Below are 24,248 nucleotides of genomic sequence, written 5' to 3' on the forward strand. Positions count from 1 at the left end.
AGCGAGGAGAGACAACGATGTCCCATCGCTGGGAGCGCGTACGACGCTCCAGCCGCGCGGTGGCGGGCCTGCTGGCCGCGGGCTTGCTGCTGACGGCGTGCACCGGTCCGGCCGCCGAGCCGAAAACGACCGCGCCCGCCGCCGCGCCGACGCCGTCCGGACCGTTGAAGGTTTCGGTGATCACCCACGGCACCGCGGGCGACGCGTTCTGGAACGTGGTGAAGAACGGCGCCGAACAAGCGGGCAAGGACCTGGGCGTCCAAGTCGAATACACGTCCGACGGAGATCCGGGCGCGCAGGCGAAGCTGATCGACAACGCAGTCGCGCAGCAGACCGGCGGGCTCGTGGTGTCGATGGCCAACCCGGAGGCGCTGCGTCCGTCCATCGAAGCCGCGGTGCGCGCCGGGATCCCGGTGATCACCATCAACTCCGGCGAGGACAAGAGCGCGGAGTACGGCGCGCTCACGCACGTCGGGCAGAACGAGTCGATCGCCGGACAGGAAGCCGGGAAGAAGTTCAAAGACCTCGGCAAGCACAAGCTGTTGTGTGTGATCCACGAGGCCGGAAACGTCGGACAGGCGCAGCGCTGTGACGGTGCCAAGGCCGGGTTCGCGGGCACGGTGCAGACGCTGCAGGTGGACATCTCCAACCCGACCGACGCCGAGTCGCGCATCCGCGGCGCGGTGCAGACCGACTCGTCGATCGACGCGGTCCTGACGCTCAACTCGCAGGTCGCCGCCCGTGCGGTGAGCGCGATCAAGTCGGTGAACTCGAAGGCGCAGGTCGCCACGTTCGACCTCAACTCCGACGTGGTCGCCGCGATCAAGGCCGGGGACGTGCTGTTCGCGGTCGACCAGCAGCAGTACGAACAGGGTTATCTCCCGGTGGAGTTCCTGAAGCTGTACCGGGACAACGCGAACGTCGTCGGCGGCGGCAAACCGGTGCTCACCGGACCCGACCTGGTCGACAAATCCACAGTGGACAAGGTCGGCCAGTACGTGCAAAGGGGCACCCGATGACGACCCTCGACGAACGCCTGGCGAAGCCGCGGCTGACCGACCGGCTGGTGGTGCGCCCGGAGATCGGCGCGCTGCTCGGCGCGGTAGTGGTCTTCCTGTTCTTCACCTTCGCGTCCGACAAATTCTTCAGCGCCAGCGGAGCCGCGACCTGGCTGGACGACGCGGCGACGCTCGGCATCATGGCGGTGGCCGTCTCGCTCCTGATGGTCGGCGGCGAGTTCGACCTGTCCGCGGGCGTGATGACCGCCTCGACGTCGCTGGTCACCGCTATCCTCGCCACCCAGGCGGGCTGGAACGTGTGGCTCGCGCTGCTCGTCTCGCTGGTCTTCGCGCTGACGGTCGGCGCGTTCAACGGCTGGCTGGTGATGAAGACCGGACTGCCGAGCTTCATCGTCACCCTCGGCACTTTCCTTGCCCTGCAAGGATTGAACCTCGGCGTGACCCGGCTGGTGACCGGCACCGTCCAGGTGTCCGGCATGCGCTCGACCGACGGCTACGCGTCCGCCGGGTTCGTCTTCGCCTCCACGGTGGACATCGGCGGCACCCCGTTCCAGATCTCCATCGTCTGGTGGCTCGGCGCGATCGCGGTGGCCGCGTGGCTGCTGGTCCGGACGCGGTTCGGCAACTGGATCTTCGCGGTCGGCGGTTCGGCGGCGAGCGCACGCGCGGTCGGCGTTCCGGTGGTGCGCACGAAAATCCTGCTGTTCATGGGCACCGCGCTGGCCGGATGGCTGGTCGGCTCGATCAACATCCTGCGGTTCGCGAGCGTCCAGGCGAACCAGGGCATCGGGCTCGAATTCCAGTACATCATCGCCGCGGTGATCGGCGGCTGCCTGCTGACCGGCGGGTTCGGCTCGGCCGTCGGCGCGGCGATCGGCGCGCTGATCTTCGGCATGGCGCGCCAGGGCATCGTGTTCGCCGGCTGGGACAACGACTGGTTCATGCTGTTCCTCGGGATCATGCTGCTCGCGGCGGTCCTGGTCAACAACGCTCTGCGGCGGCGCGCGGAAAGGGTCCGGCGATGAACGCTCTCCTCGAAGTCAAGGACGTCGGCAAGCGGTACGGCACCGTGGTCGCGCTGCGCGACGTGTCCACAGTGGTCAACGCGGGCGAAGTCACCTGCGTGCTCGGCGACAACGGCGCCGGAAAGTCCACTTTGATCAAGATCCTCGCCGGGGTGCACCAGCACGACGAAGGCGAGTTCCTGGTCGAAGGCGCGCCGGTACGGTTCGCTTCGCCCCGGGAAGCGCTGGATCGCGGAATCGCCACGGTGTATCAGGATCTCGCGGTGGTGCCGTTGATGAGCGTGTGGCGCAACTTCTTCCTCGGCTCCGAGCCGACCGTCGGGTTCGGCCCGTTCCGGGCCCTGGACCGGCGGAAAGGCCGTGAGCTGACGAAGAAAGCTCTTGCCGAGATGGGCATCGACCTGCGAGACGTCGAACAGCCGGTCGGCACGCTGTCCGGCGGCGAACGGCAGTGCGTCGCGATCGCTCGAGCCATCCACTTCGGCGCGAAGGTACTGATCCTGGACGAGCCGACCGCCGCGTTGGGCGTGAAGCAGGCCGGCGTGGTGCTGAAGTACGTGGCCCAGGCCCGCGACCGGGGCCTGGGCGTCGTCCTGATCACGCACAACCCGCACCACGCGTACCCGGTGGCCGACCGCTTCCTGCTCCTCAAACGCGGCGCGGCGCTCGGGTCCTACGAGAAGACCGAAATCGACCTGCCGGAGCTGACCCGGCAGATGGCCGGCGGCGCGGAACTGGAGGCATTGGAGCACGAGCTACGGCAGGCGGAGGCGTCGTGAGTGTTCATCGCGGCTAGAACCGCGATTGCCACTCACGAGGTCACCTTCTCCAGCCACGGCCGCACCACCGGAACCACCGCGGCCGCCTGCATGGCGCTCAGGTGGTCCAGCCCGTCGAGCACCTCGACGGTCCATCCGCGCGCCTCCAGCTCGGCGCGCTCCCGCAGCAACGGACCGGCGATGTCGACGGTCACTCCGCCCCACCGTTCCCCATATTCGATCCGGTCCTCCGAACCCGCGAAACACAGCCGGGGGCACGACAGCTCGACCGCCCGGTCGTCGAAGTCCCGCAACGCCTCATACAACGTCACGAACTGCTTCGTCTGCCCGGCGGACAACGTGACGTCCACCGAATCCCAGTCCCCCGGCTCAGCCGCTGACCCCGAAAGAACAGGCCCGGCCGACGCCATCTCGTGCGTCGCCCGGGTCACCGCGAGCATCGCCGCATACGGCCCGTCCAGCGGCGGATACCCGCCCATCGCCAGCGCGTCCAGCCGATCCGTCCGCAACGCCAGCTGCAACCCGGAAAGCGCCAGCCACGAGTACCCGTAGTACGAGAACCGGTCGACCCCGACCGCGTCCGCCACCGCCAGGAAATCCGCCGCGACCGCGTCCGGCGTCAAGTCGGCCGGATGCGCCATCCGGTGTCCCTGGTAGTCGAAGGCCACCACTCGGAACCCGGCGAATCCCTCGATCAGCGAACGGCCCAGCTCCGGGTCCGCACCCCACTGCCGGGCCGCTTCGGCCTCCGGTCCTTCCGCGGGCCGGGGGTCGACCGGGAGCAGCAGCACCGGCCCGTCCCCGTGGACCTGCGCTTCGATCCGCGTTCCATCGTGCAGAGCAGCCTCAGCCATCTCATCTCTTTACGTCGTAAAGTGTCGTCGGACCCGACCGTACTATACGACGTAAAGAGATGTCGAATCAGCTGGTGACGGCGGGCGACGCCGCGTCGGAGACGAGCTTGCGCGGGGTCCCGGACCCGTCCGCGGGCACCGACCACACGGCGTTCTCGAGGCCATACAGGATCGTGTGGTCGTCCTGCCAGAGCGCCTGGTCGTCGACGCTGCGGGTCTCGGCGAGCGCGGTCTCCCGCATCGTCTTGAGGTCGAGCACGGACAGCCGCCAGACGCCCTCGCCGACCTTCTTCTTGAACGCGATCCGCGTCTCGTCCGGCGACAGCGACGGGCATTCCACGTTCTCCCGCAGCGCTTTGCCGCGGTAGGTGTCGTAATTGCCTTCGATCAGATACGTCTTGCCCTTGGTGCCCAGCGTCGAGTAGAAGCGCTTGCCGTCCTTGCTGAACGTGATGCCCCAGTAGTTGACGTCGGAGGAGAAATACCGCTTCCCGTCGACCAGGACCGGCAGTTCCTCGATCGTCTTTTCCAGCTCGCCGTTGTCCAGCTGGTACACCCCGGCCCGCGTCGAAAACCCGGTGGCCGCGTAGGAATCGCCGGTGACGAACACCGTCCAGTACACCCGTTTGCCGTCCGGCGACACCCGCGCCCGGCTCGGCGTCCCCGGCAGATAGTCCTTGTGCACCGTGGTGAAATTCCGGTCGAGGACGCTGAAATCGCTGACCGCGGGCAATGTGCCGGGCCGCACCGCGAGACACATCCCCGTCGACGCGGAGACCGCGAACCGATCGCACTTCAGATCGCTGAACTTCGGCGCGGCGCCGGGATTCGCGAGCGGAACGACGCCGACGTTGCCCGTCTTGGTGCTGCGAAAGAACAACTGCCCAGGCGCGAGCGAAAGATGTTCGACCTTCGCGGGTTCAGCCGGACTCGGCCGCGCGGCAACTGTGTAAACCACCGCGGCGGCTGCGAGCACCACCGTTCCGGCAACCGCGAGAAGTACTTTTTTCATGTGCGCACCGGCCTTGCGAAAGCAGCGCCGAGCGCCACGACAGCGAGCGCTCCGGCAGCGACGAGAACCGCGGGCTGGAGATCCCACAAGGTCCAGGCGAGTCCGAAGAGGACAGACGAGAGCATCCGCGCGGCAGCCTGTCCGGTTTGGACCACGGCCAGACCGGTCGCGCGGAGATCGGCGGGCACCAGTGGTCCGGCAGCAGCCATCAGCACCCCGTCGGTGGCCGCGTAGAACACGCCGTGCAGCCCCAAAGCGAGAGCCGCGAGCCAGAACCCGGACACCGGCCCGCACAACGCGATCAGCGCGGCGACGAGCGCGACGTGCCCGCCGAGGAACACCGGCCAGCGCCCGATCCGGTCGGCCAGTTTGCCCAGGGGCACCGCCAGCACCAGATACACCGCGGCAGTGCCGAGCGGCAGCAACGGGAAGAACGTCGCCGCGACGTCCCAGCGTCGCTGAAGCACCAGGTACACAAAGGAATCGCCGAGGGTCACGAACCCGAGCAGCGCCGCCCACACCGCCACACGGCGGAAACCCCGCTCGCGCAACAGCCCGAGCGCGGCCCGCACGGACACCGCTGCCCGGTCGACCGCAGCCGGCCGGTCGCGGACGAACAACACGAGCAGCAACACCGCGATCGCCGCGATGCAGAAGCTGGTGAAGAACACCGACGGGTAGCTGCCGAGGCTCAGCGCGAGCACCGCCATCGCGACGAGCGGACCGAGGAACGCGCCGACGGTGTCCATCGCGCGGTGCACGCCGAAAGACCGGCCGAGCGTCGCGGGCTCGCTGCTGAGCGAGATCAACGCGTCGCGCGGGGCGGTGCGCAGCCCCTTGCCGGTGCGGTCGGCGGCGAGCACCACGCCGATCGCCGCGACCGACGAACCGGCCGCGACCAGGCCGAGCTTGCACACCGCGGACAAGCCGTAGCCGAACCCGGCGACCGCCTTGAGCCGGCGCCACCGGTCGGCCAGATGCCCGCCGAGCACGCGGACCACGGCGGTGGCTCCCGCGTAAAGCCCGTCGAGCAGGCCGAACTGCAGCGGGTTCAGCCCGAGGCCGAGCACCAGATACAGCGGGAGCACCGCGGTCACCATCTCCGAGGAGATGTCGGTGACCAGGCTGACCGCGCCGAGTGCGACGACGTTCGCCGACACCCGGCGCAGGCCGGCCTTGCGCTCGGTGCCCGCCGCGACGTCCGAACTACGGCTTGCCGCGATGTACATGACCGGCCCCTAGTTGTGGCAGGTGTAGGTCGGGCTGCTGTCCAGCACCGTGCCGTCGAGACCGATCAGCTGCTCGGAGAACGTCGTGTCGGTCATCGTCAGTTTCAGCACGCCGAAGGTGTCCTTGAGCAGCTTCGCCGTGGTCGGGTGCGCGGCGTGGACCGGGTACGGGTTCGCGCCGCCCATGCCGCCGACGATCTCGACCGGGCCCGCCGGGTCCGCCTTGCCGTTCGCGTCCTGCGGGACGAACCGCTCGTAGTGGTGGTCGTGGCCGTTGAGGATCAGGTCGACCTTGTTCTGCGCGAACAGGTCCCACAGCTGCTTGGACCCGCGCTGGTCGCCGTGGTCGCCGGAGCTCCACCGCGGGTGGTGGTAGTACGCCGCGACGCAGCCCTTGGTGTTCTTGGCCAGATCCTGCTTGATCCAGTTCATCTGGTCGGTGTCCTTCAGCTCGCCGCCGTCCTTGTCGTCGACGAAGCCGTTGGAGTCGAGGGCGATGAAGTGCCAGTTGCCCATTTCCCAGCTGTAGTACCGCTTCCCGTTCGGCGTGGCGATCTTGCCGAAGTACTGCTCGTAGGCCTGGAACGGGGTGTCGTCGTAGGTCTCGTGGTTGCCCGGGACCGGATGCGTGATGCTCTTGAACTTGCCCCAGGTCTTGTCGTAGTAGTCCTTGAAGTTCTGCAGCGTCAGCGAGTCGTTCTCGGCGTCGTACTGGTTGTCGCCCATGGTGATCACCGCGGCGGGGTTGATCTGCTGGACGAGCTTCGCGGTCTTCGGGTGCATGCAGCTGGAGCTGCTGGCGGTGCACTGTTCGGCGATGTCGCCCGCCGCGGCGAGGACGAAGGTGTTGCCCGCCGTCCCCGGCTTCGTGTGCACCTTGACCGCGGCGCTGACCGGCGAAGCGTTGCCGGCGGCGTCCTTCGCCCGGACGGTGTAGGTGTAGTCGGTGTCCGGCGAAAGGCCGTTGTCGGTGTAGGACGTGGACGTGCTCGTGGCGATGGACTTGCCGTCCCGCAGCACCTCATACCCGCTGACGCCGACGTTGTCCGTCGCGGCGGCCCAGGTCAACGCGACGCTGTTCGCACCGATCTCGCCCGCGGCGAGGTTCGACGGAGCAGTGGGCGGCTGGGTGTCACCGGACGAGTCCGGCGTGCCGTACGCCTGGAGCTCCCACAGCGAGTAGCCGTACTTCGTGGCGCGCTCGGTGCCGACGAAGCGCAGGAACCGGCCGTGCCCGGACAACCCGGTGAGGTCGTCGGTGCCGCCGTCGCCGTTGGTGATCGTCGCGATCGGCTTGAAGTTCTCGCCGTCGTCGGAGATCTCGATGCGATACTTCTTGGCGTAGGCCGCTTCCCAGTTCAGTTTCACGCGGTGGACCGTGGCGGCCTGTCCCAGATCGACGCGCAGCCACTGGGCGTCGGCGCTGACCGCGCTGGCCCAGCGGGTCTTGAGATTCCCGTCGACGGCGTTCTCGCCGCTCAACGCGGACGCCTCGAGCGTGGACGTGCTGACGGGTTTCCCTTGGGACAACAGCACATCGGCGGCAGCGGCACTGGCGTCGCGCGCGGGCGAGACCGCGGCGGGCAACAGCACCACCGCGGCCGCCGGCAACGCGAACCGGGCGAGACTTCGGACACGGGACGAGGACACGTCGCACTCCTTCGGGCCGGACGGGAACAGGGCGGCGGCGTTGCGGTTCTGCGGCGTCTCGTTGTGTTAAGAAAGTTTCCTAACTAAACGGCAGAGTAGCGGGACCGGTTTCTCCCGACAAGCCCGGAACGGACGTGAAACGATCAAGACCGCCCGTTCAGCGGAACCCCTGCCTCCCGTGAACATCCGTGCGGGGTTCAGTCAGGGAATCTGCTTCCGGCACGGAGTCTTCACGGAGCTCTCAAGGCCGCAGCAGCCGCCGAACCTCCTGCACGGCGGCGCGACCGGCCCGGTTCGCCCCCACCGTGCTCGCCGAAGGCCCGTATCCGACCAAATGCAGCCGCGGCTCCGCGACCACCCGAGTCCCGTCCATCCGGATCCCGCCGCCCGGCGTCCGCACATGCAGCGGAGCCAGGTGATCGATCGAGGCCCGGAACCCGGTCGCCCACAGGATCACGTCCACGGGCTCGAAACTGCCGTCCTCCCAGACGACCCCGTCGGCGACCAGGCGCGAGAACATCGGCCGCCGGTCCAGATATCCCGCCGCCCGGCCGGCGAGGACCTGCGGCGTCACCGGCAGGTCTGTCACGCTCACGACGCTCTCCGGAGGCAGCCCGGCCCGCACCCGCTGCTCTACCTTCGCCACCGCCCTGCGGCCCCAGTCCTCGCTGAATTCTTCCTCGCGCCACACCGGCGGACGCCGCGTCACCCACACCGTCGAACGGGCGACCGGGCCGATCTCCATCAGCAACTGCACCGCCGACGTCCCGCCGCCGACGACCACCACGCGCTGGTCGCGAAACTCGTCAGCGCCGCGGTAATCCGCCGTATGCAGCTGCCGTCCGGCGAAATTGCCGGGATAACGCGGCCAGAACGGGCGGTCCCATGTCCCGGTCGCGCTGATCACCGCGCGCGCCGCCCAGGTCTCCGCGGGCGATTCGACCAGCAGCCGCTCCCCCGCGCGCCGCACCGCGGTCACGTCGACCGGACGATGCACGGGCAAGTCGTACGTCTTCTCGAAGCGCCCGAAGTACTCCGACACGGCTTCGCTCGCCGGGCGCGCAGGGTCCGGAGTCCCGAACGCCATCCCCGGCAGGTCGTGGATCCCGTGCACCTTGCCGACCACCAGCGACGGCCACCGGTACTGCCACGCGCCGCCCGCGCGCTTGCCGTGGTCGAGCACGACGAACCCGCGTTCGTTGGCGAACCCGGCCCGGCGCAGGTGATACGCCGCCGACAGCCCGGCCTGCCCGGCCCCGATCACCACGACGTCGGTCTCGTGATCCGCAGTGCTCATACAACGTTCAACAATTGCCCGCGCCCGGTATTTCCGGCTCAGACCGCCACCCAGTTGCGGCCGGCGTCTTTCGCCCGGTACAGCGCGGCGTCGGCCGATCGCAGCACCTCGTCGAGCGTGGTGCCCGCCTGCGGATAGCACGCGACCCCGACGGACACGGAGAGTCCGCTGATCCGCAGCGGACCTCCCACCGAGACGGTCAGCTCCCCCACCGCGACCCGCACGCGTTCGGCGATCCCGAGCACGTCCGTGCCGCCGGTCGCGGGCAGCAGGACCACGAATTCCTCACCGCCGAACCGGCCGACGGTGTCGCTTTGCCGCACCGAGGACTCGATCGTCACGGCAACCGCGGCGAGCACCTCGTCGCCGGTGAGGTGCCCGTACGTGTCGTTGATGCGCTTGAAGTGGTCGAGATCGATCATCAGCACGGCGAACCCGCTGCCGGTCCCGCGCCGCCGGGCCCGGGTGAATTCGCGGGTCGCCAGCTCGTGCCAGCCCGCGGTGTTGAGCAGACCGGTCTTCTCGTCGGTCACGACCGCCACCTGCAACTGCTGCTTCAGCAGGAGGTAGCGGTGCAGCAACAGCAACGGCGGCAGCACGAACACCACGAGCACTGGCTGATGGACGAACGCCAGCGCGACGAGCCCGCCGAGACAGAGTGTCGCCAGCTCGAAGGCGTTGTCCTCCCATGTGCCGACGAGGTCCGCGGGCGAGCGACTGTTCGTGTACAGGTAAATGCCTGTCGCCACGAGCACGACGTTCACAAGTTCAAAGGCAACTGCCGCCAGTACCAGCGCGAGGACGCCGTACGCGGTGTCGAGCCGCGCTTGATCCAGACCGCCGATGGTCAACACCGCAGACGCCCCGAAGCACGACAGCATCGCCCACGCGGTACTCGCCGCGAAGCGATGTGCGGGCCGCGTACGCACGTGTCGCCACACTCGCAGCCAAAGATGCAGGTACAGCACCAACGCCAGCAACGCGACCCACGCCGGCGGAAGCAGGAACGCGCCGGCGAGGTACCAGACGGAGGTGACGTTGATGTGCGTCTGGCCGCTCATCCACCGCCGCAGCCGCTCGATCCGCCGCGACATTTCGGCCTGCGCGATGCCCAGCCCGGCGAGCACGCCGAACGAACCGAACTGCACCGGCCCGCCGAACCCGGTCGCCAGGCCGGTCGCCGTGAGCACCGTCGCGACCGCTTCGCACGCTAGCGCGTAGCCGATCCACCGCCGCCGCGCGACCGCCCACATCGCCCAGCGCGGAGGCCAGCCGCGCCAGGCCGTCACCGCGCCGCGCACCCCGATGGGGACAGGTGCCTGCGTCACGGGCGCCCCCACGCGAAATTCGGCCTATGGAAGTTGCCCAGGGTAGCGGGTCGGCTCCGCAACTAACCGAACCGAGCGAAAACTCCTTCGCGAATTGCCCGCTGGGCACGCTCTGGGTAGAGCACGCGGGCAGGCACCGGACCGGTCAGCGACGCAGCTTTCGCACGATGGCCAGCACGATCAGCAGCACGACCACGCCCGCGGCCACCGGAGCCAGCCGCTTCGCGACGGACTGGCCCGCGTAGTCGAGCAGGTCGATCGCCTCGGTCTCGCCGGTCGAACCGCCGGCCGGAACGCTCCGCAGGTGCGGCTTTTCGTCGGCGGCCGGCTTCTCCTCGGCAGGCTTCTCTTCGGCCTTCTCTTCCGGCTTCTCCGCCGGAGCCGCGGCTTCTTCGGCCGGGGTCTTCAGCGAGGCCGCGAGGTTCCCCGCGAAGGTGTCGAGGATCTTGCCGCCCACCTCGGAGATCAGGCCGCGCCCGAACTGCGCCGGGCGTCCGGTGATCGCCAGGTCGGTGGCGACCGCGCCGTGCGTGCCGCCGTCGCGCTCGGTGAGCGTGAGGGTGACCGTCGCGGCCGCGGTGCCGCCGCCGCGGGCGTCCTTGCCGGACGCCTTGATGACGACCTTGCGCGCCGCCTCGTCCTTCTCCAGGAACTCGCCGGTTCCCTTGTACAGCAGCGAAATCGGCCCCAGCTTGACCTTCACCGTGCCCGCGAAGGTGTCCCCCTCCACCTTGGTGAGCGAGGCGCCCGGCATGCACGGGGCGACCCGCTCCGGGTCGATGACGGCCTGCCAGACCTCCCCGATCGGGGCGGGGACGGTGAATTCGTGGTCGAGCCGCACGGGCCGACCTCCTCTCCTGCACACTGCTTCGAGCCGTTGCCGTCCACCTTACGGCCGTCTCGCGGGGAGCGGCCCGGGAAGGACTCCTTGGGGGACTCAGATTCCCTCAAGGAGTCCTTCCCGGGCGGTCAGCTCAGGCGCCCACCGCCGCCGCGACGGCACGCCCGGTCAGCACCCGCGCGAGATGCTGGCGGTACTCGACGTCGGAATTGCCGTCCGCGACCGGGTTGGTGCCCTCGGCCGCGTGCGCGGCGGCCGCCCGGATCGTCTCCGCGTTGGCCTGCGCGCCGAGCAGCGCCTGCTCCACGGCTGTCGCGCGGACCGGCGTCGCGCCCATGTTCGTGAGCGCCACCCGGGCTTCCTCGATCACGCCGCCCTCGGTGCGCACGGTGGCCGCCACCGCGCACATCGACCAGGCTTGGGCGACCCGGTTGAACTTCTCGTAGTGCGCCCGCCAGCCGGTGTGCTTGGGCAGCCGCACCTCGACGAGCAGTTCGTCCGGGGCCAGCGCGGTGGTGAAGTAGTCCTGGAAGAACTCCGCCGCGGACACCGTGCGCCGCCCGTCCGGACCGGCCAGCACCAGCTCGCCGTCCAGTGCGAGCACCGGAGCCAGCAGGTCGCCCGCCGGGTCCGCGTGCGCGATCGCGCCGCCGAACGTGCCGCGGTGCCGCACCTGCGGGTCCGCGACGGTGTCGGTCACTTCCTTCACCAGCGCGGCGTGCTCGGCGATCAACGAGTCGCGCTGGACCTCGTAATGCGTCGTCATCGCACCGACCACGAGCGCGTCGCCGTCCTCGCGCACCCCGCGCAGTTCGGCGATTTTCCCGAGGTCGATCAGCGTTGTCGGCGCGGCGAGGCGCATCCGCAGCACCGGCAGCAGGCTTTGCCCGCCCGCCAGTACCTTGGCGTCCTCGCCCGCCGCGGCGAGCGCCTGCACGGCTTCGTCCACCGTGGACGGAGCGACGTAGTCGAACGGAGCCGGGATCACTGGGCACCTCCGGAGGCGTCGATCGAACCGAGGCCGCCGCCGGCCTCGCCGCCGGGTCCGCCGGCGTTGGCGGCGCCGCCCCGCACCGCGTTCCACACGCGCATCGGGGTAAGCGGCATTTCGATGTCGTTCACGCCGAAGTGGCGCACCGCGTCGACCACCGCATTGACCACGGCGGGCGTCGAGGCGATGGTGCCCGCCTCGCCGACTCCCTTGGCCCCCAGCGGGTTCGTGGTCGACGGCGTTTCCGTGCGGTCCGTGGTGAACGACGGCAGGTCGGCCGCCGAGGGCAGCAGGTAGTCGGCGAACGTGCCGGTGGTGAGCGTGCCGCTCTCGTCGTGCACGGCCTCCTCGAACAACGCCTGCGCGATGCCCTGTGCGAGCCCGCCGTGCACCTGGCCTTCCACGATCAGCGGGTTGACCACCTTGCCGACGTCGTCCACGCAGACGTACGACCGCAGTTTCACCCGGCCCGTTTCCGTGTCCACTTCGGCCGCGCACAAGTGGGTGCCGTGCGGGAAGGAGAAGTTCTCCGGGTCGAAGGTGGCGTCGGAATCGAGCGACGGTTCGACGCCGTCCGGCAGGTTGTGCGCGGCGAACACCGCGAGCGCGACGTCCTGGATCGTCGTCGACGAATCCGTGCCCTTCACGGTGAACTTGCCGCCGGAGAACTCGAGATCGTCCTCCGAGCACTCCAGCAGATGCGCGGCGATCGGCTTCGCCTTCGCGACCACCTTCTCCGCGGCCTTGACGATCGCGATGCCGCCGACGACCAGCGAACGCGAGCCGTAAGTGTCGAGGCCCTTGTGCGAGGACTGCGTGTCGCCGTGCAGCACCTCGACGTCCTCGAAGGACACGCCCAGCTGGTCGGCCACGATCTGGCTCCACGCCGTCTCGTGCCCCTGGCCGTGCGCGGACGCACCCGTCGTGACCTCGACCTTGCCGGTCGGCAGCATCCGCAGCGACGCGTATTCCCAGCCGCCGGCGCCGTAGTCGAGCGAACCCAGCACCCGCGACGGCGCGAGCCCGCACATTTCGGTGAACGTCGAGACCCCGATGCCGAGCTGCACCGGATCGTTCGCCTCGCGGCGTTCCTTCTGCTCGCGGCGCAGCGCGTCGTAGCCGAAGAGCTCCTTGGCCTTCGCGGTCGCGGCCTCGTAGTTGCCGGAGTCGTAGGTGAGCCCGCACACCGTGGTGAACGGGAATTCCTCGTGCTTGATCCAGTTCTTTTCGCGCAGCTCCACCGGGTCCATGCCCAGTTCGTCGGCCAGCTCGTCCATGATCCGCTCGATCGCGAACGTCGCTTCCGGACGGCCCGCGCCGCGGTAGGCGTCGGTGAGCGTGGTCGTGGTGAAGACGTTGGTGCAGGCGAAGTGGTAGGCCGGGATCTTGTAGATCGCGTTGAACATGAACGCGCCGAGGATCGGCACGCCCGGTCCGACCAGGCCGTTGTACGCGCCGAGGTTGGCGAGCAGTTCGACCTTGAGCCCGGTGACCGTCCCGTCGGCCTTCGCCGAGATCGTGATGTCCTGGATCTGGTCGCGGCCGTGGTGCGCGGCGAGCATCGTCTCGGACCGGGATTCGTTCCACTTCACCGGCTTGCCGAGCTTGTTCGCGACGAGCACGGTCATCATTTCCTCGGGCAGCACGCCGATCTTGCCGCCGAACCCGCCGCCGACGTCCGGGGCGATCACGCGCAGCTTGTGCTCCGGGATGCCGAGCGTCAGCGCGGACATCACGCGCAGGATGTGCGGCACCTGGGTGGCCGACCACATGGTCAGCTGCGCGCCGGTCGGGTCGACCACGCACGCGCGCGGCTCCATGAACGCGGGCACCAGGCGCTGCTGACGGAACCGTCGCTTCAGCACGATCTCCGAAGAGGACAGTGCTTCCTCGACGTTGCCGCCGGTGCCTGCTTCAGCCGAGTCGAAGGCCCAGAAGGCGTTCTTGTTGCTGCCGAGTTCTTCGTGCACGAGCGGCGCGTCTTCGGCGAGCGCGGCTTCCAGGTCGAGAACCGGCGGCAGTTCGTCGTACTCCACCTCGATCGCCTCAAGCGCGTCGTGCGCCTCCGCAGCGGACCGTGCGACCACGACGGCCACGCCCTCGCCAGCGAAATTCACCCGATCCGACGCCAGCACCGGACGTCGTGGGGCAGCCATGTCCGGCGTGATCGGCCACGCGCACGGCATGCCGATCGCCCCCTCGGGATCGAGGTCAGCCGCGGTGTAAACAGCGACGACACCGGCGGATTCTTTCGCCGCCGACGTGTCGATCGAAACGATCTTCGCGTGCGCCAGCGGACTCCGGAGCACCGCGAGGTGCAGCATGCCGGGCAACGCGATGTTGTCCGTCCACCGGGTACGCCCGGTGATGAGCCGCTCGTCTTCCTTGCGGCGACGGGACTTTCCGACTTCAGGCTCGATCGTGGCAGTCATCATTCACCACCCACGCCGACGTGGTTGGGCTGATCGATCTTCTCGGCATCCGGCCCGGCACCAGGACTCATGTGCTTCGCGGCGTCGCGAACCGCCTTCACGATGTTCTGGTAACCGGTGCAGCGGCAGAGGTTGCCCTCGAGCCCCTCGCGGACCGCTTGTTCGTCCGGATCCGGGTTGTCGGCCAGCAGGTCGATGGACTGCATGATCATGCCCGGTGTGCAGAACCCGCACTGCAGCGCGTGGTTGTCGTGGAACGCCTGCTGGACCGGGTGCAGCTGGCCGTCGCGGGCCAGCCCCTCGATGGTGGTGACCTCGCATCCGTCGGCCTGCACGGCGAGGACGGAACAGGATTTCACGCTGTGTCCGTCGAGATGGACGGTGCACGCGCCGCAGTTGCTGGTGTCGCACCCGACGACGGTGCCCACCTTCCCGACGCGTTCCCGTAAGTAGTGGACGAGCAGGGTGCGCGGCTCGACGTCATCGGTGTATTTCGTGCCGTCGACAGTGACGGTGATGCGCATCAAAGGCCTCCAAGTGCAAATGCCCGCCAGCCCCGGCGGAGGCGGCGGGCCGGTTCGGGAACGGCCAAGGCGCGATCGTGATCGGCCTCACAGGGGAGCGTGCTACGCCTTTCGCGCGCGGACAAGTCCTGATGTCGCACGTCGGCTGGGTCGTTCCGCAGATGCGGTGTTTTTGGGGTCTTTGATGCGCAGATGCGTGAAGCCGGACGGGTGATTTTTCCTCCGTCGGAGCTGGCGGGCGGATCTTCCCGAGGGTGCCGGGTTTCGGGTCGGGGGTTCACCGGGTTTCGTTGCGGGGAAGGGGGTTTCCCGGCGAATCGCGCCGACTCGCCGCATCGTTCGCATGAGGCTCTGCCGGGCCTGGCGCTCCTTGGCAGGTGATGCCCTCCGCACCAGCAGCCACACCCCGACGCTCTGGCCACCTCGTACGGCTGTCTGATCTCCGCCTGTCCGTCGAACTGGTGGCATTTCCGGACGGTTGGCGCGCCACCAGCCGGAATGCACCCTCGCGGCCACCCGCACGACCGTTCGAGCTCCGCCTCCCCTCGACCTAGCAGCGCTTCCACACAGTTCGCGCACCACCAGCCGAAATGCACCATCCCGGCCACCCGCACGGCTGCCGCGCTTCCCGGCAGCGGCCGCTCGATCCTCGCAACGCCTACTGCGCTGCCCGGGGCAGCCGCCCTCAGGTGGCGGATTCCTGGCCGGAGTTGCGAGGTCTTCAGCTCCGTGTCCGCCCAGCCCGCACCTGGCCACCAGCCGCCGCATCCGCTCCGCGAAGCCGATCAGCCGCTCGGCCCAGCGCCGTCAGGCACCGAATCCCGGGCCGGGCCTCAGCTCTCCCTGCAGATCAGCTGTGGATCCGCCCGCTCAACGCCGCCAGCCGCTGCCCGGTCCCGCTCCAGCGCAGGGCGATGATCTCCGCGGCGATCGACACGGCCGTCTCTTCCGGCGTGCGCGCGCCGAGGTCGAGGCCGATCGGCGACGACAGGCGTTCCAGCTCGCTCTCGGTGATCCCCGCCTCGCGCAGCCGCGCGAACCGGTCGTCGTGTGTCTTGCGGGAACCCATCGCGCCGACGTACCCGACGTCGAGCCGCAGCGCGACCTCCAGCAGCGGCACGTCGAACTTCGGATCGTGCGTGAGGACCGCGATCGCCGTCCGCCCGTCGATCCGGCCCGCCTCAGCCTCGGCCTTCAGGTAACGGTGCGGCCAGTCGACCACCACGTCGTGCGCCTCCGGGAATCGGCTGCTGGTCGCGAACACCGGACGCGCGTCGCACACCGTCACCTGATATCCGAGATAAGCACCCATCCGTGCCATCGCGGCGGCGAAGTCGATCGCTCCGAACACAAGCAGTCGCGGCGGCGGCTCGAAGGAGTTCACGAAGACGGCCATACCCTCGCCGCGACGTTGCCCGTCCGGTCCGTAGTGGAGGGTCCCGGTGCGTCCGGCGGCAAGAAGCCCGCGCGCGTCGTCCGCGACGGCATCGTTCATCCGGGACGAGCCAAGGGACCCCTCGACCCGGTCCGGCCACACGATCATGTGCTCGCCGACCAAACCCGGTGTCTCGTGCTCCACGATCGTGACGACCGCGACCGGCTCGCCGCCGCGCACCGACTCGACGACGCGCTCCAGTTCCGGCATCGATTCGCGGTCCACCGGCTCGACGTAGATGTCGATGATCCCGCCGCAGGTCAGCCCGACCGCGAAGGCGTCGTCGTCGCTGACGCCGTACCGCTGCAAAACCGGCTTCCGCTCGGCGACGACCTCGTTGGCCAGTTCGTACACCGCGCCCTCGACGCAGCCGCCGGACACACTCCCTACGACCGTGCCGTCCGGCGCGACCATCATCGACGCGCCCGGTGCCCGCGGCGCCGACGAAAACGTGGCCACCACCGTGCCGAGCCCGACCGTTTCGCCCGCCTGCCAGCGGCGGTACACGTCGTCCAGTACGTCACGCATCGGCAATCTCCCCGAGGAGTCGTTCCAACGTCGCCAGGCTGTGCCCGGCCAGCAACCGGTCGATGTGCGGCAGGGCGGCCACGATGCCGGATTGGACCGGAGCATAACCCTCGCGCCCTGCGTGCGGATTCACCCAGAATACGGCGTGCGCGAGGCGGCGCAGCCGGCCAAGCTGCTCGGCCAGCAGGCTGACGTCGCCGCGCTCCCACCCGTCGGAGAACACGGTGACTACCGCCCGTCGCGCGAACCCGCGCTGGCCCCACCGGTCGAGAAAGACCCGGAGCGTCTCGCCAAGCCGCGTCCCACCAGCGAAATCGGGCACCGCGGTGCCGGCGGCGAGCATCGCCTGCTCCGGATCGCGTTGCCGGAGCTGACGGGACACTCGCGTCATCCGAGTACCCAGCGTAAATACCTCGACCGACATCGGTGCCGCCCGCGCGACGACATGCGCGAACCGCAGCAACGCGTCGGCATACGGGCTCATCGAACCGGAAACGTCGATCAGCAACACGACTTTCCGCGCCCTTGTCCCCCGGCGATGATGGGCCAGCCGAACAGGCTCGCCGCCGGACGCGAGCATCGCCCGCAAAGTCCGCGCCGGGTCAAGCGCACCCCGATGCGCAGGTGCCCGCCGCGCCGCTCGCCGCCGCGGCAAGACCGGATGCAGTGTCGCGAGCAACTCCCGCAAGTGCTCCCGCTCAGCTTTGGTGAGCTCGGCGAGATCCCGATGCCGGAGAACCTCGTGGTCGCTCGCCGCGACCCGGAGCGAGTCGTGGGATTCCTGGGTGCTGTCCCCCTCGCCACCAGCCGCGACCAGCGGCGCGATGCGGGCCCGTTTCCGCACCGGAGTCCCCGACGTCGCCTTCGGACTGTCGTCCCCCTCGAACCATCGCGCGAAGGCTTCCTCGTACCGGGGCAGGTCGTCGGGATCGGAACAGAGCGTCAACCGCCCGACCCAGTACAACTGCGTGGGCCGAGCGACGTCGACCTTGGCCACCGCGGACAGGTAAGCCTGCACCCGCCGCGCGTCACAGGCGACGCCCGCCTCCCGCAACGCCGCCGCGAACCCAGCGTAGCCAGCAAGCGGGTCAGCGACTTCGGTGCTCATGTCCCCCATTGTGACCCCAACACCGGAAACCGCGCCCCGACAGCCGATCCGGCCTGGTTCAGGCGTCCTTCACTAGCTCCGACGGACGGTTCAGCTGTCTTGGGCGACTGTTCGACCACGTGCCGGGGGTTGCCAGCAACGATCTTGGCGCGCGGCGGGTTTTGGTCTCGCGGAACTTCGCGGCCGTGTGGCACGTCGTGGTCACGACCTTCGTGGTCGTGCGGAGCTTCGTGGTCATGCGAAGCTTCGTGGTCGCGCGGGCCTTCGTGGTCGCGCCGAGGTCCTTGGCCGGACCGAGGTTCTCGCGCACGCCAAGGATCCGGCTTGAGCTGCTCCAGCTCGCCAGCGTTCCTCCGCACCGCCATTCCAGTGTGAACCGCACCGGCCCCGCAGATGTTCCGGCGCGCGCCATCTCATTTCCAGTTCGCCGCGCCTTGCGATCACAACCGATCCTGCCCATACCGCGCTGTCCAGCCGGTGTCTGCCCGCCCGGCCGACACCTAACCTCCCGCTTCCGATGCCCGGCCCGAGCTGCTCAAGATCGGCAAAGCTCCCGCGCCGCATCCGAACCATCCGGCAACTTCGGCCCGTGCACGCAACCGGAACTCCTAGCCGGTAGCGCTCGCAAGCACCCGTGCCGTACCGATGATTCCGCGCACTACTGCTCTTCCTTAGAGAAGCACCATCACAGTTCCCCGGGCTCCAACCTCCCAGGCACTGCCCCGCTTGCCCACCCGACGCCCCATCGCGTCGAGCCGCCGAGGCACCCGCCTGGCCCAAGCAACCCGCGCGCCGCATCAAGCGGCCCAGCCGCTCCGCCCCGCTCGGCCCACCAGCCGCACGCCGCGCCGAACTCCCCAGGCCCCACCCCACGCAACCCATCGCGTCGACGAGGGGCGGCCGCGCACGCCGTCCCGCCTCCGGGACAGCGTGCGCGGACCGTGGTTGCGCGCAGCGGCCAGCCTCGGTAGCGCAAGGCGGGCGCGCGGAACCTTCAGGAAAGAACGGAACTCAGCGGACAGCCAGGAGGGCAGTCCGGTCGAAGTCGGTCACGAGCCCTCCTTCCGGCACAGTCACAGTCACAAAAACAAAATCAGTGAAGTCGGCGAAGTCGTTCCAGCGATGGTTCAAGCATGCCCGATCCCGCACACCGCCGCAACGGAATTATCCGATCGTCCACAATAGACGGAAAATCAAGAGAACAGCGTGTCCAGTTTCGCCCGCACCCGGTCGAGATCCTCGCTGTACTTCAGCACCGCACCCAGGGTGCGCGCGGCCGTCGCGGCGTCCAGTTCGTCACGCTTGAGCGCGAGCAAAGCCCGTGCCCAGTCAAGAGATTCGGCGACGCCCGGCGGCTTGAGCAGGTCCATCGCTCGCAGCCGGTGCACCGCGTCGGCGATCTGCCGGGCGAGCGTCTCGCCGATCCCGGGCAGCCGACGGCGCAGGATGCTGATTTCCCGAGCCAGGTCCGGATGCTCGAGCCAGTGGTAAAGGCACCGGCGCTTGAGCGCGTCGTGCACCTCGCGGGTCCGGTTGGACGTCAGCACGACCAGCGGCGGCTGCTCCGCACGCACCTCGCCGTACTCCGGGATCGTGACGGTGTACTCGTCCAGCAACTGCAGAAGGAACGCCTCGAACTCGTCGTCCGCGCGATCGATCTCGTCCACCAACAGCACGCACGGCGTCGTGGTGAGCGCCTGCAGCAGCGGACGCGCGAGCAGGAAACGCTCCGTGTACAGCGAACGCTCGGCAGTGTCCGCGTCGAGCCGTCCGCCGTCGGCCGCTTCGAGGGCCCGCAGGTGCAGCAGCTGACGGGGGAAGTCCCATTCGTAAAGCGCCTGCGCGGCGTCGATGCCCTCGTGACACTGGAGCCGCACCAACGGCCACTTCAGCGCCTCGGACAAGGCAAGCGCCAGCGAGGTCTTCCCGGTGCCCGGCTCGCCTTCGCAGAAGAGCGGACGCTGCATCTGCGTCGCGAGAAAACCCGCGGTGGCCAGCCCCTCGTCGGCGAGGTAACCGGTGGTGTCGAGGGCGGCCGCGAGCGCGTCGGGCGAGGCGAGGGACTCTGTCACGCCCCCGATCGTAGATCCGAGACAGCCAAGTTCGCCGTTCGCCGCCTCTCGGCCACGGGATACCGCACGCTCAGCGCCACGATTCACCACGAGTTCGTCGCGGACTCCAGTCCTCGCTCGGCGGAACCTCGCCCGGATTCAGTGACCGCAATCCTGGCGACCGGCAAGCCCGCAGCCAGATTTCGCTCGCCGACCGAGCCGCGCACCACCGCACCGCTCATCGCCGCTCCGAACCAGGCCCGGCCAGGTCCCCAGGCCGATCGACATCGCTGCCGCTCCCGAGGTCACCGCACTCGACCAGTCGCACGTCCGCCCGTCCGCGCAACCAGTCCCGCGCCCCGTGGTCGCCGCGCGCCGAATCCGCGATCTCGCCCCACCAACGCCGCCCGAACAACACCGGATGCCCCGGAACCCCCTGGTAAGCGGCCCGCACGACGGCGTCCTCGGAGGCCTCCCCGAGGATCCGCGCGAGCGCCTCGGCCGACACCCACGGCAGATCCACCAGGTGCACGAGCGCCGCCACCGCCGGCTCCTCCGCGAGCGATTCGAGCCCGGCCTTCAGCGACTCCCCCATCCCGGCCTGCCACCGCACCGCGGGCACCGCGGTCACGTCCGGCGGCAGCAGCTCCCGGACCTGCTCAGCCGACGCTCCGACCACCACCCGCACCGAGGCGCATCCGGCCTCGGCCAGGTTCCGGACCGCCCGCCGGACCAGCGGCTCCCCGTCGTACTCGACCAGCGCTTTGGGACCGCCGAACCGCCGTCCCGCCCCGGCGGCGAGGAGCAGTCCGGCAACCGGTTCCGGCATCGGCCCTCCTCAGCCCTGGATCGCTCGTCCGGGCGCGACCGCGGCGAGCTCCGCCGAAATGGCAGCCGCGGTGTCGAGCAACGGCGGAACGAACTGGGTCCGGACGGTCTCGACCGACGTCCGGCTCGCGTGCGTCGAGATGTTCACCGCGGCGACCGCGCGCCCCGCCTTGTTGCGGATCGGCGCGGCGACCGAGCGCAGACCTTCTTCCAGCTCCTGGTCGACCATCGCCCAGCCCTGCTCCCGGACCTTGGCCAGCTCGGCCTCGAGAGCGGCGCGTTCAGTGAGCGTGTGCGAGGTCAACCGGTTGAGGTTGGCGACGATGAAGTAGGCGTTGAGTTCGGTCTGATTCATGTCGGCGAGCAGCACGTGTCCCATCGACGTGGCGTGCGCCGGGAACCGCGTGCCGACGTTGATGCTCACCGTCATGATCCGCGACACCGCGACGCGAGCGACGTACACGATGTCGGTGATCTCCAGCACCGACACCGAACTTGACTCGTGCACCTCCGCCGACAGCCGCTCCAGGTGCGGTTGCGCGATCTCGGCCAGGCTGAGGCTGGACAAATAGGCGTAGCCGAGTTCCAGCACGCGCGCGGTGAGCGAGAAGTACTTGCCGTCGGTGCGGACGTAACCGAGATCCACGAGCGTCAGCAGGAACCGGCGCGCGGCCGCACGGGTCAGCCCGGTGGCGCGCGCGACGTCGCTGAGCGTCGGATGCGGGGCCTCGGCGCTGAACGCCTTGATCACCGCCAGCCCGCGCTCCAGCGACTGCACGTGGTGCGCCCCGCGTTCGGCCTGGTCGTCGGAGTCCATGCGGCGAACCTTATCCGCCCGGCGGCTGGGCGGTGGATTCTCCCAGTTCCGCGAGGACGCGCTGGGCGATCCCGATCGCCGTGTTCGCCGCGGGGACGCCCGCGTACACGCCGGTGTGCAGCAGGACCTCGCGGATCTCGTCCGCGGTGAGCCCGTTGCGCACGGCCGCGCGGACGTGCATCGCCAGCTCGTCGTGGCAGTGCAGCGCGGTGAGCGCGGCCAGCGTGATGCAGCTGCGGGTGCGCCGGTCGAGGCCGTCGCGCGTCCACACCGAACCCCACGCCGCTTCGGTGATGTACTCCTGGAACGGCTGGCTGAACTCGGTGGTCCGCGCGACCGCCCGGTCGACATGCTCGTCGCCGAGCACCTCGCGGCGCACCCGCATGCCCGCCTCGTACCGGTCTCCGGTCACTGCTCCTCCGTGATCCGCTCGAGGATCAGCCGGGTGAATTCGCCCGGCTGTTCGTAGCTGCCCAGGTGCGCGGCGGAGGCGACAACCTCCAGCCGGGCGCCGGGGATCCCTTCCGCGATGACCCTCGCGTGCGGCTCGGCGGGCGTCGACGGATCGTCGGCGCCGGCGATCACCAGCGTCGGAACGGAGATCTTCGGCAGGTCGCCGGTGAGATCCATCCGCTCGATCACCTCGCAGCACCCGGCGTACCCCTCGTCGGGCTGGGACGCGACCATCTCGCGCAGGTACGCCGCCTGATCGGGATGCGCCTGCGCGTAGCCCGGAGTGACCCAGCGTCCGACGGTGGCTTCCGCGACCGCACCGGTGCCTTCGGCTCGTACGAGGCGTGCGCGATCGGCCCACATCTCGGGCGGTCCGAGCAGCGCGGACGTGCAGCACAGCGTGAGGCTCGACAACCGCTCCGCGGCGTTCGCGCCGAGCCACATCCCGGTCATCCCGCCGAGCGACAGGCCGACGAAGTGCGCGCGCTCAACACCGAGGTCATCGAGCAGGCCCAGCACGTCGCCGCCCAGATCGGCCAGGTCGTACGGCCCCGGCGGCACCGGCGACGACCCGTGGCCGCGCGTGTCGTAGCGGACCACGCGGAATCCGCGTTCGGTCAACGGCGCGACTTGCGGCTCCCACATCCGGTGATCGCTGCCGATCGAGTTGGAGAACACCACCACCGGACCCGCTGCCGGACCTTCGACGACCCGGTGCACCCGGACACTGCTCACGCTTGAACCTCCACAATGGACACGGCCGGTCAGACCGCGAAGAACACCGTCTCGCCTTCGCCTTGCAAACGTACGTCGAACCGGTAACCGGCACCGTCCTTCTTGGCCAGCAACGTATCCCGCCGTTCCTCGGGAACGCTCGCCAGCACGGCGTCGCCGGCGTTGTCCTGGTCCTCGAAGTAAATGCGCGTGACGACCCGGTTCAGCAGCCCGCGAGCGAACACCGACACGTCGATGTGGCGCGCCTGGGCGGCCCCGGACGCGTCCGGCACGATTCCGGGCAGCAGCGTGAGAATCCGGTACTGGCCTTGCTCGTCGGTAGGACACCGGCCGAATCCGCGGAACGGACCGGCGGGCTTGCCGCGCGGGTCGTCGGGGTGGTCGAACCTCCCGTCCGGATCCGCCTGCCACGTCTCGATCATCGCGTCGGGAACCGGATTGCCCGATCCGTCGTAGACCCCGCCGCGGATCCACACCGCGCCTTCAGTGCCTTCCGGGACCACGAACGGCCCGTCGTCCCAGGGCAGCCCGATGGACAGGTACGGCCCGACGGTCTGCGAGGGCGTGCTTTCCAGCCTCACTCGTCCTCCTCCTCGTCCTCGAACACCGACTGTTCGCGCCCGCGCACCACGATGTCGAACTGGAACGCCAGGGCCCATTCCTCTTCGGTGCGGTCGAGGTCGAACCGGGAGATCATCCGCTGCCGCGCCTTCTCGTCCGGAATGGAGTTGAAGATCGGGTCCTGGGAGAACAGCGGGTCGTCCGGGAAGTACATCTGGGTGACGAGCCGCTGGGTGAACGCCGAACCGAACACCGAGAAGTGGATGTGCGCCGGACGCCAGGCGTTGTCGTGGTTCTTCCAGGGGTACGCACCGGGCTTGATGGTGGTGAACTCGTAGCGTCCGTCGTCGTCGGTCAGCGTGCGGCCGAGCCCGTCGAAGTTCGGGTCGAGCGGGGACGGCCAGCGGTCGCCGGTGTGCCGGTAGCGGCCGCCCGCGTTGGCCTGCCAGATCTCGACGAGCGAGTTGCGGATCGGCCGCCCGTCTCCGTCGAGAAGCCGTCCGGTGACGATGATCCGCTGGCCCTGCGGCTCGCCCGCGTGCTGGCGGGTGAGGTCGTTGTCGAGTTCGCCGAGCCGCCCCGGGCCGAGCAGCGGGCCGGTGACCTCGGTGAGCATCTGCGGCAGCAGGACCAGCGGCTGCTTCGGATGCCGCAACGCCGTTGAGCGGTACGGCGCGTAGTCGAGCGGCGGATGGGTGCCGTCCGGATCGGGCCGGTACTGCGGCAGGCGCCGGTCGGTTGGTGTGGCCAC

Annotated in this window: 23 protein-coding genes; 3 read left to right on the forward strand and 20 right to left on the reverse strand. The window is 69.3% G+C overall.

Translation table 11 applies throughout. The features are described 5' to 3' along the window. Positions 1 to 17 precede the first annotated feature (17 nt). From ATK30_RS09055 to ATK30_RS09065, 3 genes are read left to right on the forward strand one after another with little or no spacing between them, the layout of a single operon-like run. On the forward strand, positions 18 to 1,019 hold the full coding sequence (locus ATK30_RS09055; protein ID WP_101435192.1) for a sugar ABC transporter substrate-binding protein: 1,002 nt from the start codon (positions 18 to 20) through the stop codon (positions 1,017 to 1,019). Beyond that, a complete protein-coding gene (locus ATK30_RS09060; RefSeq protein ID WP_101435193.1) occupies positions 1,016 to 2,044 on the forward strand; it encodes an ABC transporter permease in 1,029 nt (342 codons plus the stop codon). The genes ATK30_RS09055 and ATK30_RS09060 overlap by 4 nt, the downstream gene beginning before the upstream one ends. Continuing rightward, a complete protein-coding gene (locus ATK30_RS09065) occupies positions 2,041 to 2,823 on the forward strand; it encodes an ATP-binding cassette domain-containing protein (RefSeq protein WP_101435194.1) in 783 nt (260 codons plus the stop codon). The genes ATK30_RS09060 and ATK30_RS09065 overlap by 4 nt, the downstream gene beginning before the upstream one ends. 32 nt (positions 2,824 to 2,855) lie before the next feature. Here ATK30_RS09065 and ATK30_RS09070 read toward each other — a convergent pair whose 3' ends face one another. The 20 genes from ATK30_RS09070 to pcaH all read right to left on the reverse strand — a co-directional run bounded on the left by ATK30_RS09070 (position 2,856) and on the right by pcaH (position 24,248). Beyond that, positions 2,856 to 3,677, reverse strand: coding sequence for an alpha/beta fold hydrolase (locus tag ATK30_RS09070; protein WP_101435195.1), 822 nt, complete (start codon positions 3,675 to 3,677; stop codon positions 2,856 to 2,858). Positions 3,678 to 3,744: 67 nt separating this feature from the next. Continuing rightward, entirely contained in the window at positions 3,745 to 4,689 is a 945-nt protein-coding gene (locus ATK30_RS09075) for a TolB-like translocation protein (RefSeq protein WP_101435196.1), read from the reverse strand. After that, entirely contained in the window at positions 4,686 to 5,918 is a 1,233-nt protein-coding gene (locus ATK30_RS09080) for an MFS transporter (protein WP_101435197.1), read from the reverse strand. Before ATK30_RS09080 ends, ATK30_RS09075 begins: the two co-directional genes overlap by 4 nt. 9 nt (positions 5,919 to 5,927) lie before the next feature. Next, the gene (locus tag ATK30_RS09085; protein WP_101435198.1) at positions 5,928 to 7,568 is read right to left on the reverse strand and encodes a discoidin domain-containing protein; all 1,641 of its coding nucleotides are present in this window, start codon (positions 7,566 to 7,568) and stop codon (positions 5,928 to 5,930) included. 241 nt (positions 7,569 to 7,809) lie between these two features. Beyond that, positions 7,810 to 8,865: an NAD(P)-binding domain-containing protein gene (locus ATK30_RS09090; RefSeq protein ID WP_101435199.1), complete on the reverse strand. Its 1,056-nt coding sequence runs from the start codon at positions 8,863 to 8,865 to the stop codon at positions 7,810 to 7,812. 38 nt (positions 8,866 to 8,903) lie between these two features. Next, positions 8,904 to 10,118, reverse strand: coding sequence for a GGDEF domain-containing protein (locus ATK30_RS09095; RefSeq protein WP_101435200.1), 1,215 nt, complete (start codon positions 10,116 to 10,118; stop codon positions 8,904 to 8,906). A 220-nt stretch (positions 10,119 to 10,338) separates the two neighbouring features. Next, on the reverse strand, positions 10,339 to 11,034 hold the full coding sequence (locus ATK30_RS09100; protein ID WP_101435201.1) for an SRPBCC family protein: 696 nt from the start codon (positions 11,032 to 11,034) through the stop codon (positions 10,339 to 10,341). A gap of 133 nt (positions 11,035 to 11,167) precedes the next feature. Continuing rightward, positions 11,168 to 12,022: an FAD binding domain-containing protein gene (locus ATK30_RS09105; RefSeq protein WP_101435202.1), complete on the reverse strand. Its 855-nt coding sequence runs from the start codon at positions 12,020 to 12,022 to the stop codon at positions 11,168 to 11,170. Further along, positions 12,019 to 14,457 (reverse strand): xanthine dehydrogenase family protein molybdopterin-binding subunit, encoded by a 2,439-nt coding sequence (locus ATK30_RS09110; RefSeq protein ID WP_101435203.1) that lies wholly within the window; start codon positions 14,455 to 14,457, stop codon positions 12,019 to 12,021. Before ATK30_RS09110 ends, ATK30_RS09105 begins: the two co-directional genes overlap by 4 nt. Then, positions 14,457 to 14,981, reverse strand: a complete 525-nt coding sequence (locus tag ATK30_RS09115; protein ID WP_101435204.1) for a (2Fe-2S)-binding protein — start codon at positions 14,979 to 14,981, stop codon at positions 14,457 to 14,459. The genes ATK30_RS09110 and ATK30_RS09115 overlap by 1 nt, the downstream gene beginning before the upstream one ends. A gap of 850 nt (positions 14,982 to 15,831) precedes the next feature. After that, positions 15,832 to 16,944, reverse strand: a complete 1,113-nt coding sequence (locus tag ATK30_RS09120) for an XdhC family protein (RefSeq protein ID WP_101435205.1) — start codon at positions 16,942 to 16,944, stop codon at positions 15,832 to 15,834. Further along, positions 16,937 to 18,052: a vWA domain-containing protein gene (locus tag ATK30_RS09125; RefSeq protein ID WP_101440717.1), complete on the reverse strand. Its 1,116-nt coding sequence runs from the start codon at positions 18,050 to 18,052 to the stop codon at positions 16,937 to 16,939. The genes ATK30_RS09120 and ATK30_RS09125 overlap by 8 nt, the downstream gene beginning before the upstream one ends. Positions 18,053 to 18,110: 58 nt before the next feature. Continuing rightward, on the reverse strand, positions 18,111 to 18,362 hold the full coding sequence (locus ATK30_RS09130; RefSeq protein WP_101435206.1) for a hypothetical protein: 252 nt from the start codon (positions 18,360 to 18,362) through the stop codon (positions 18,111 to 18,113). An 883-nt stretch (positions 18,363 to 19,245) separates the two neighbouring features. Next, positions 19,246 to 20,124 carry an AAA family ATPase gene (locus tag ATK30_RS09135; RefSeq protein ID WP_101435207.1) on the reverse strand — a complete coding sequence of 293 codons (879 nt, stop codon included), beginning with the start codon at positions 20,122 to 20,124 and terminating at the stop codon, positions 19,246 to 19,248. A gap of 217 nt (positions 20,125 to 20,341) precedes the next feature. Then, on the reverse strand, positions 20,342 to 20,932 hold the full coding sequence (locus tag ATK30_RS09140; RefSeq protein ID WP_101435208.1) for a nucleotidyltransferase family protein: 591 nt from the start codon (positions 20,930 to 20,932) through the stop codon (positions 20,342 to 20,344). A 9-nt stretch (positions 20,933 to 20,941) separates the two neighbouring features. Further along, positions 20,942 to 21,748, reverse strand: a complete 807-nt coding sequence (locus tag ATK30_RS09145; RefSeq protein ID WP_101435209.1) for an IclR family transcriptional regulator domain-containing protein — start codon at positions 21,746 to 21,748, stop codon at positions 20,942 to 20,944. A gap of 10 nt (positions 21,749 to 21,758) precedes the next feature. Next, the gene (gene pcaC / locus ATK30_RS09150; RefSeq protein WP_167441868.1) at positions 21,759 to 22,160 is read right to left on the reverse strand and encodes a 4-carboxymuconolactone decarboxylase; all 402 of its coding nucleotides are present in this window, start codon (positions 22,158 to 22,160) and stop codon (positions 21,759 to 21,761) included. Continuing rightward, entirely contained in the window at positions 22,157 to 22,936 is a 780-nt protein-coding gene (gene pcaD, locus ATK30_RS09155) for a 3-oxoadipate enol-lactonase (RefSeq protein ID WP_101435210.1), read from the reverse strand. Before pcaD ends, pcaC begins: the two co-directional genes overlap by 4 nt. A 29-nt stretch (positions 22,937 to 22,965) precedes the next feature. Next, entirely contained in the window at positions 22,966 to 23,517 is a 552-nt protein-coding gene (pcaG, locus tag ATK30_RS09160; protein ID WP_101435211.1) for a protocatechuate 3,4-dioxygenase subunit alpha, read from the reverse strand. After that, positions 23,514 to 24,248, reverse strand: a complete 735-nt coding sequence (gene pcaH / locus ATK30_RS09165; RefSeq protein WP_101435212.1) for a protocatechuate 3,4-dioxygenase subunit beta — start codon at positions 24,246 to 24,248, stop codon at positions 23,514 to 23,516. Before pcaH ends, pcaG begins: the two co-directional genes overlap by 4 nt.

Source organism: Amycolatopsis echigonensis (genome assembly GCF_002846615.1).
Taxonomy (GTDB): domain Bacteria; phylum Actinomycetota; class Actinomycetes; order Mycobacteriales; family Pseudonocardiaceae; genus Amycolatopsis; species Amycolatopsis echigonensis.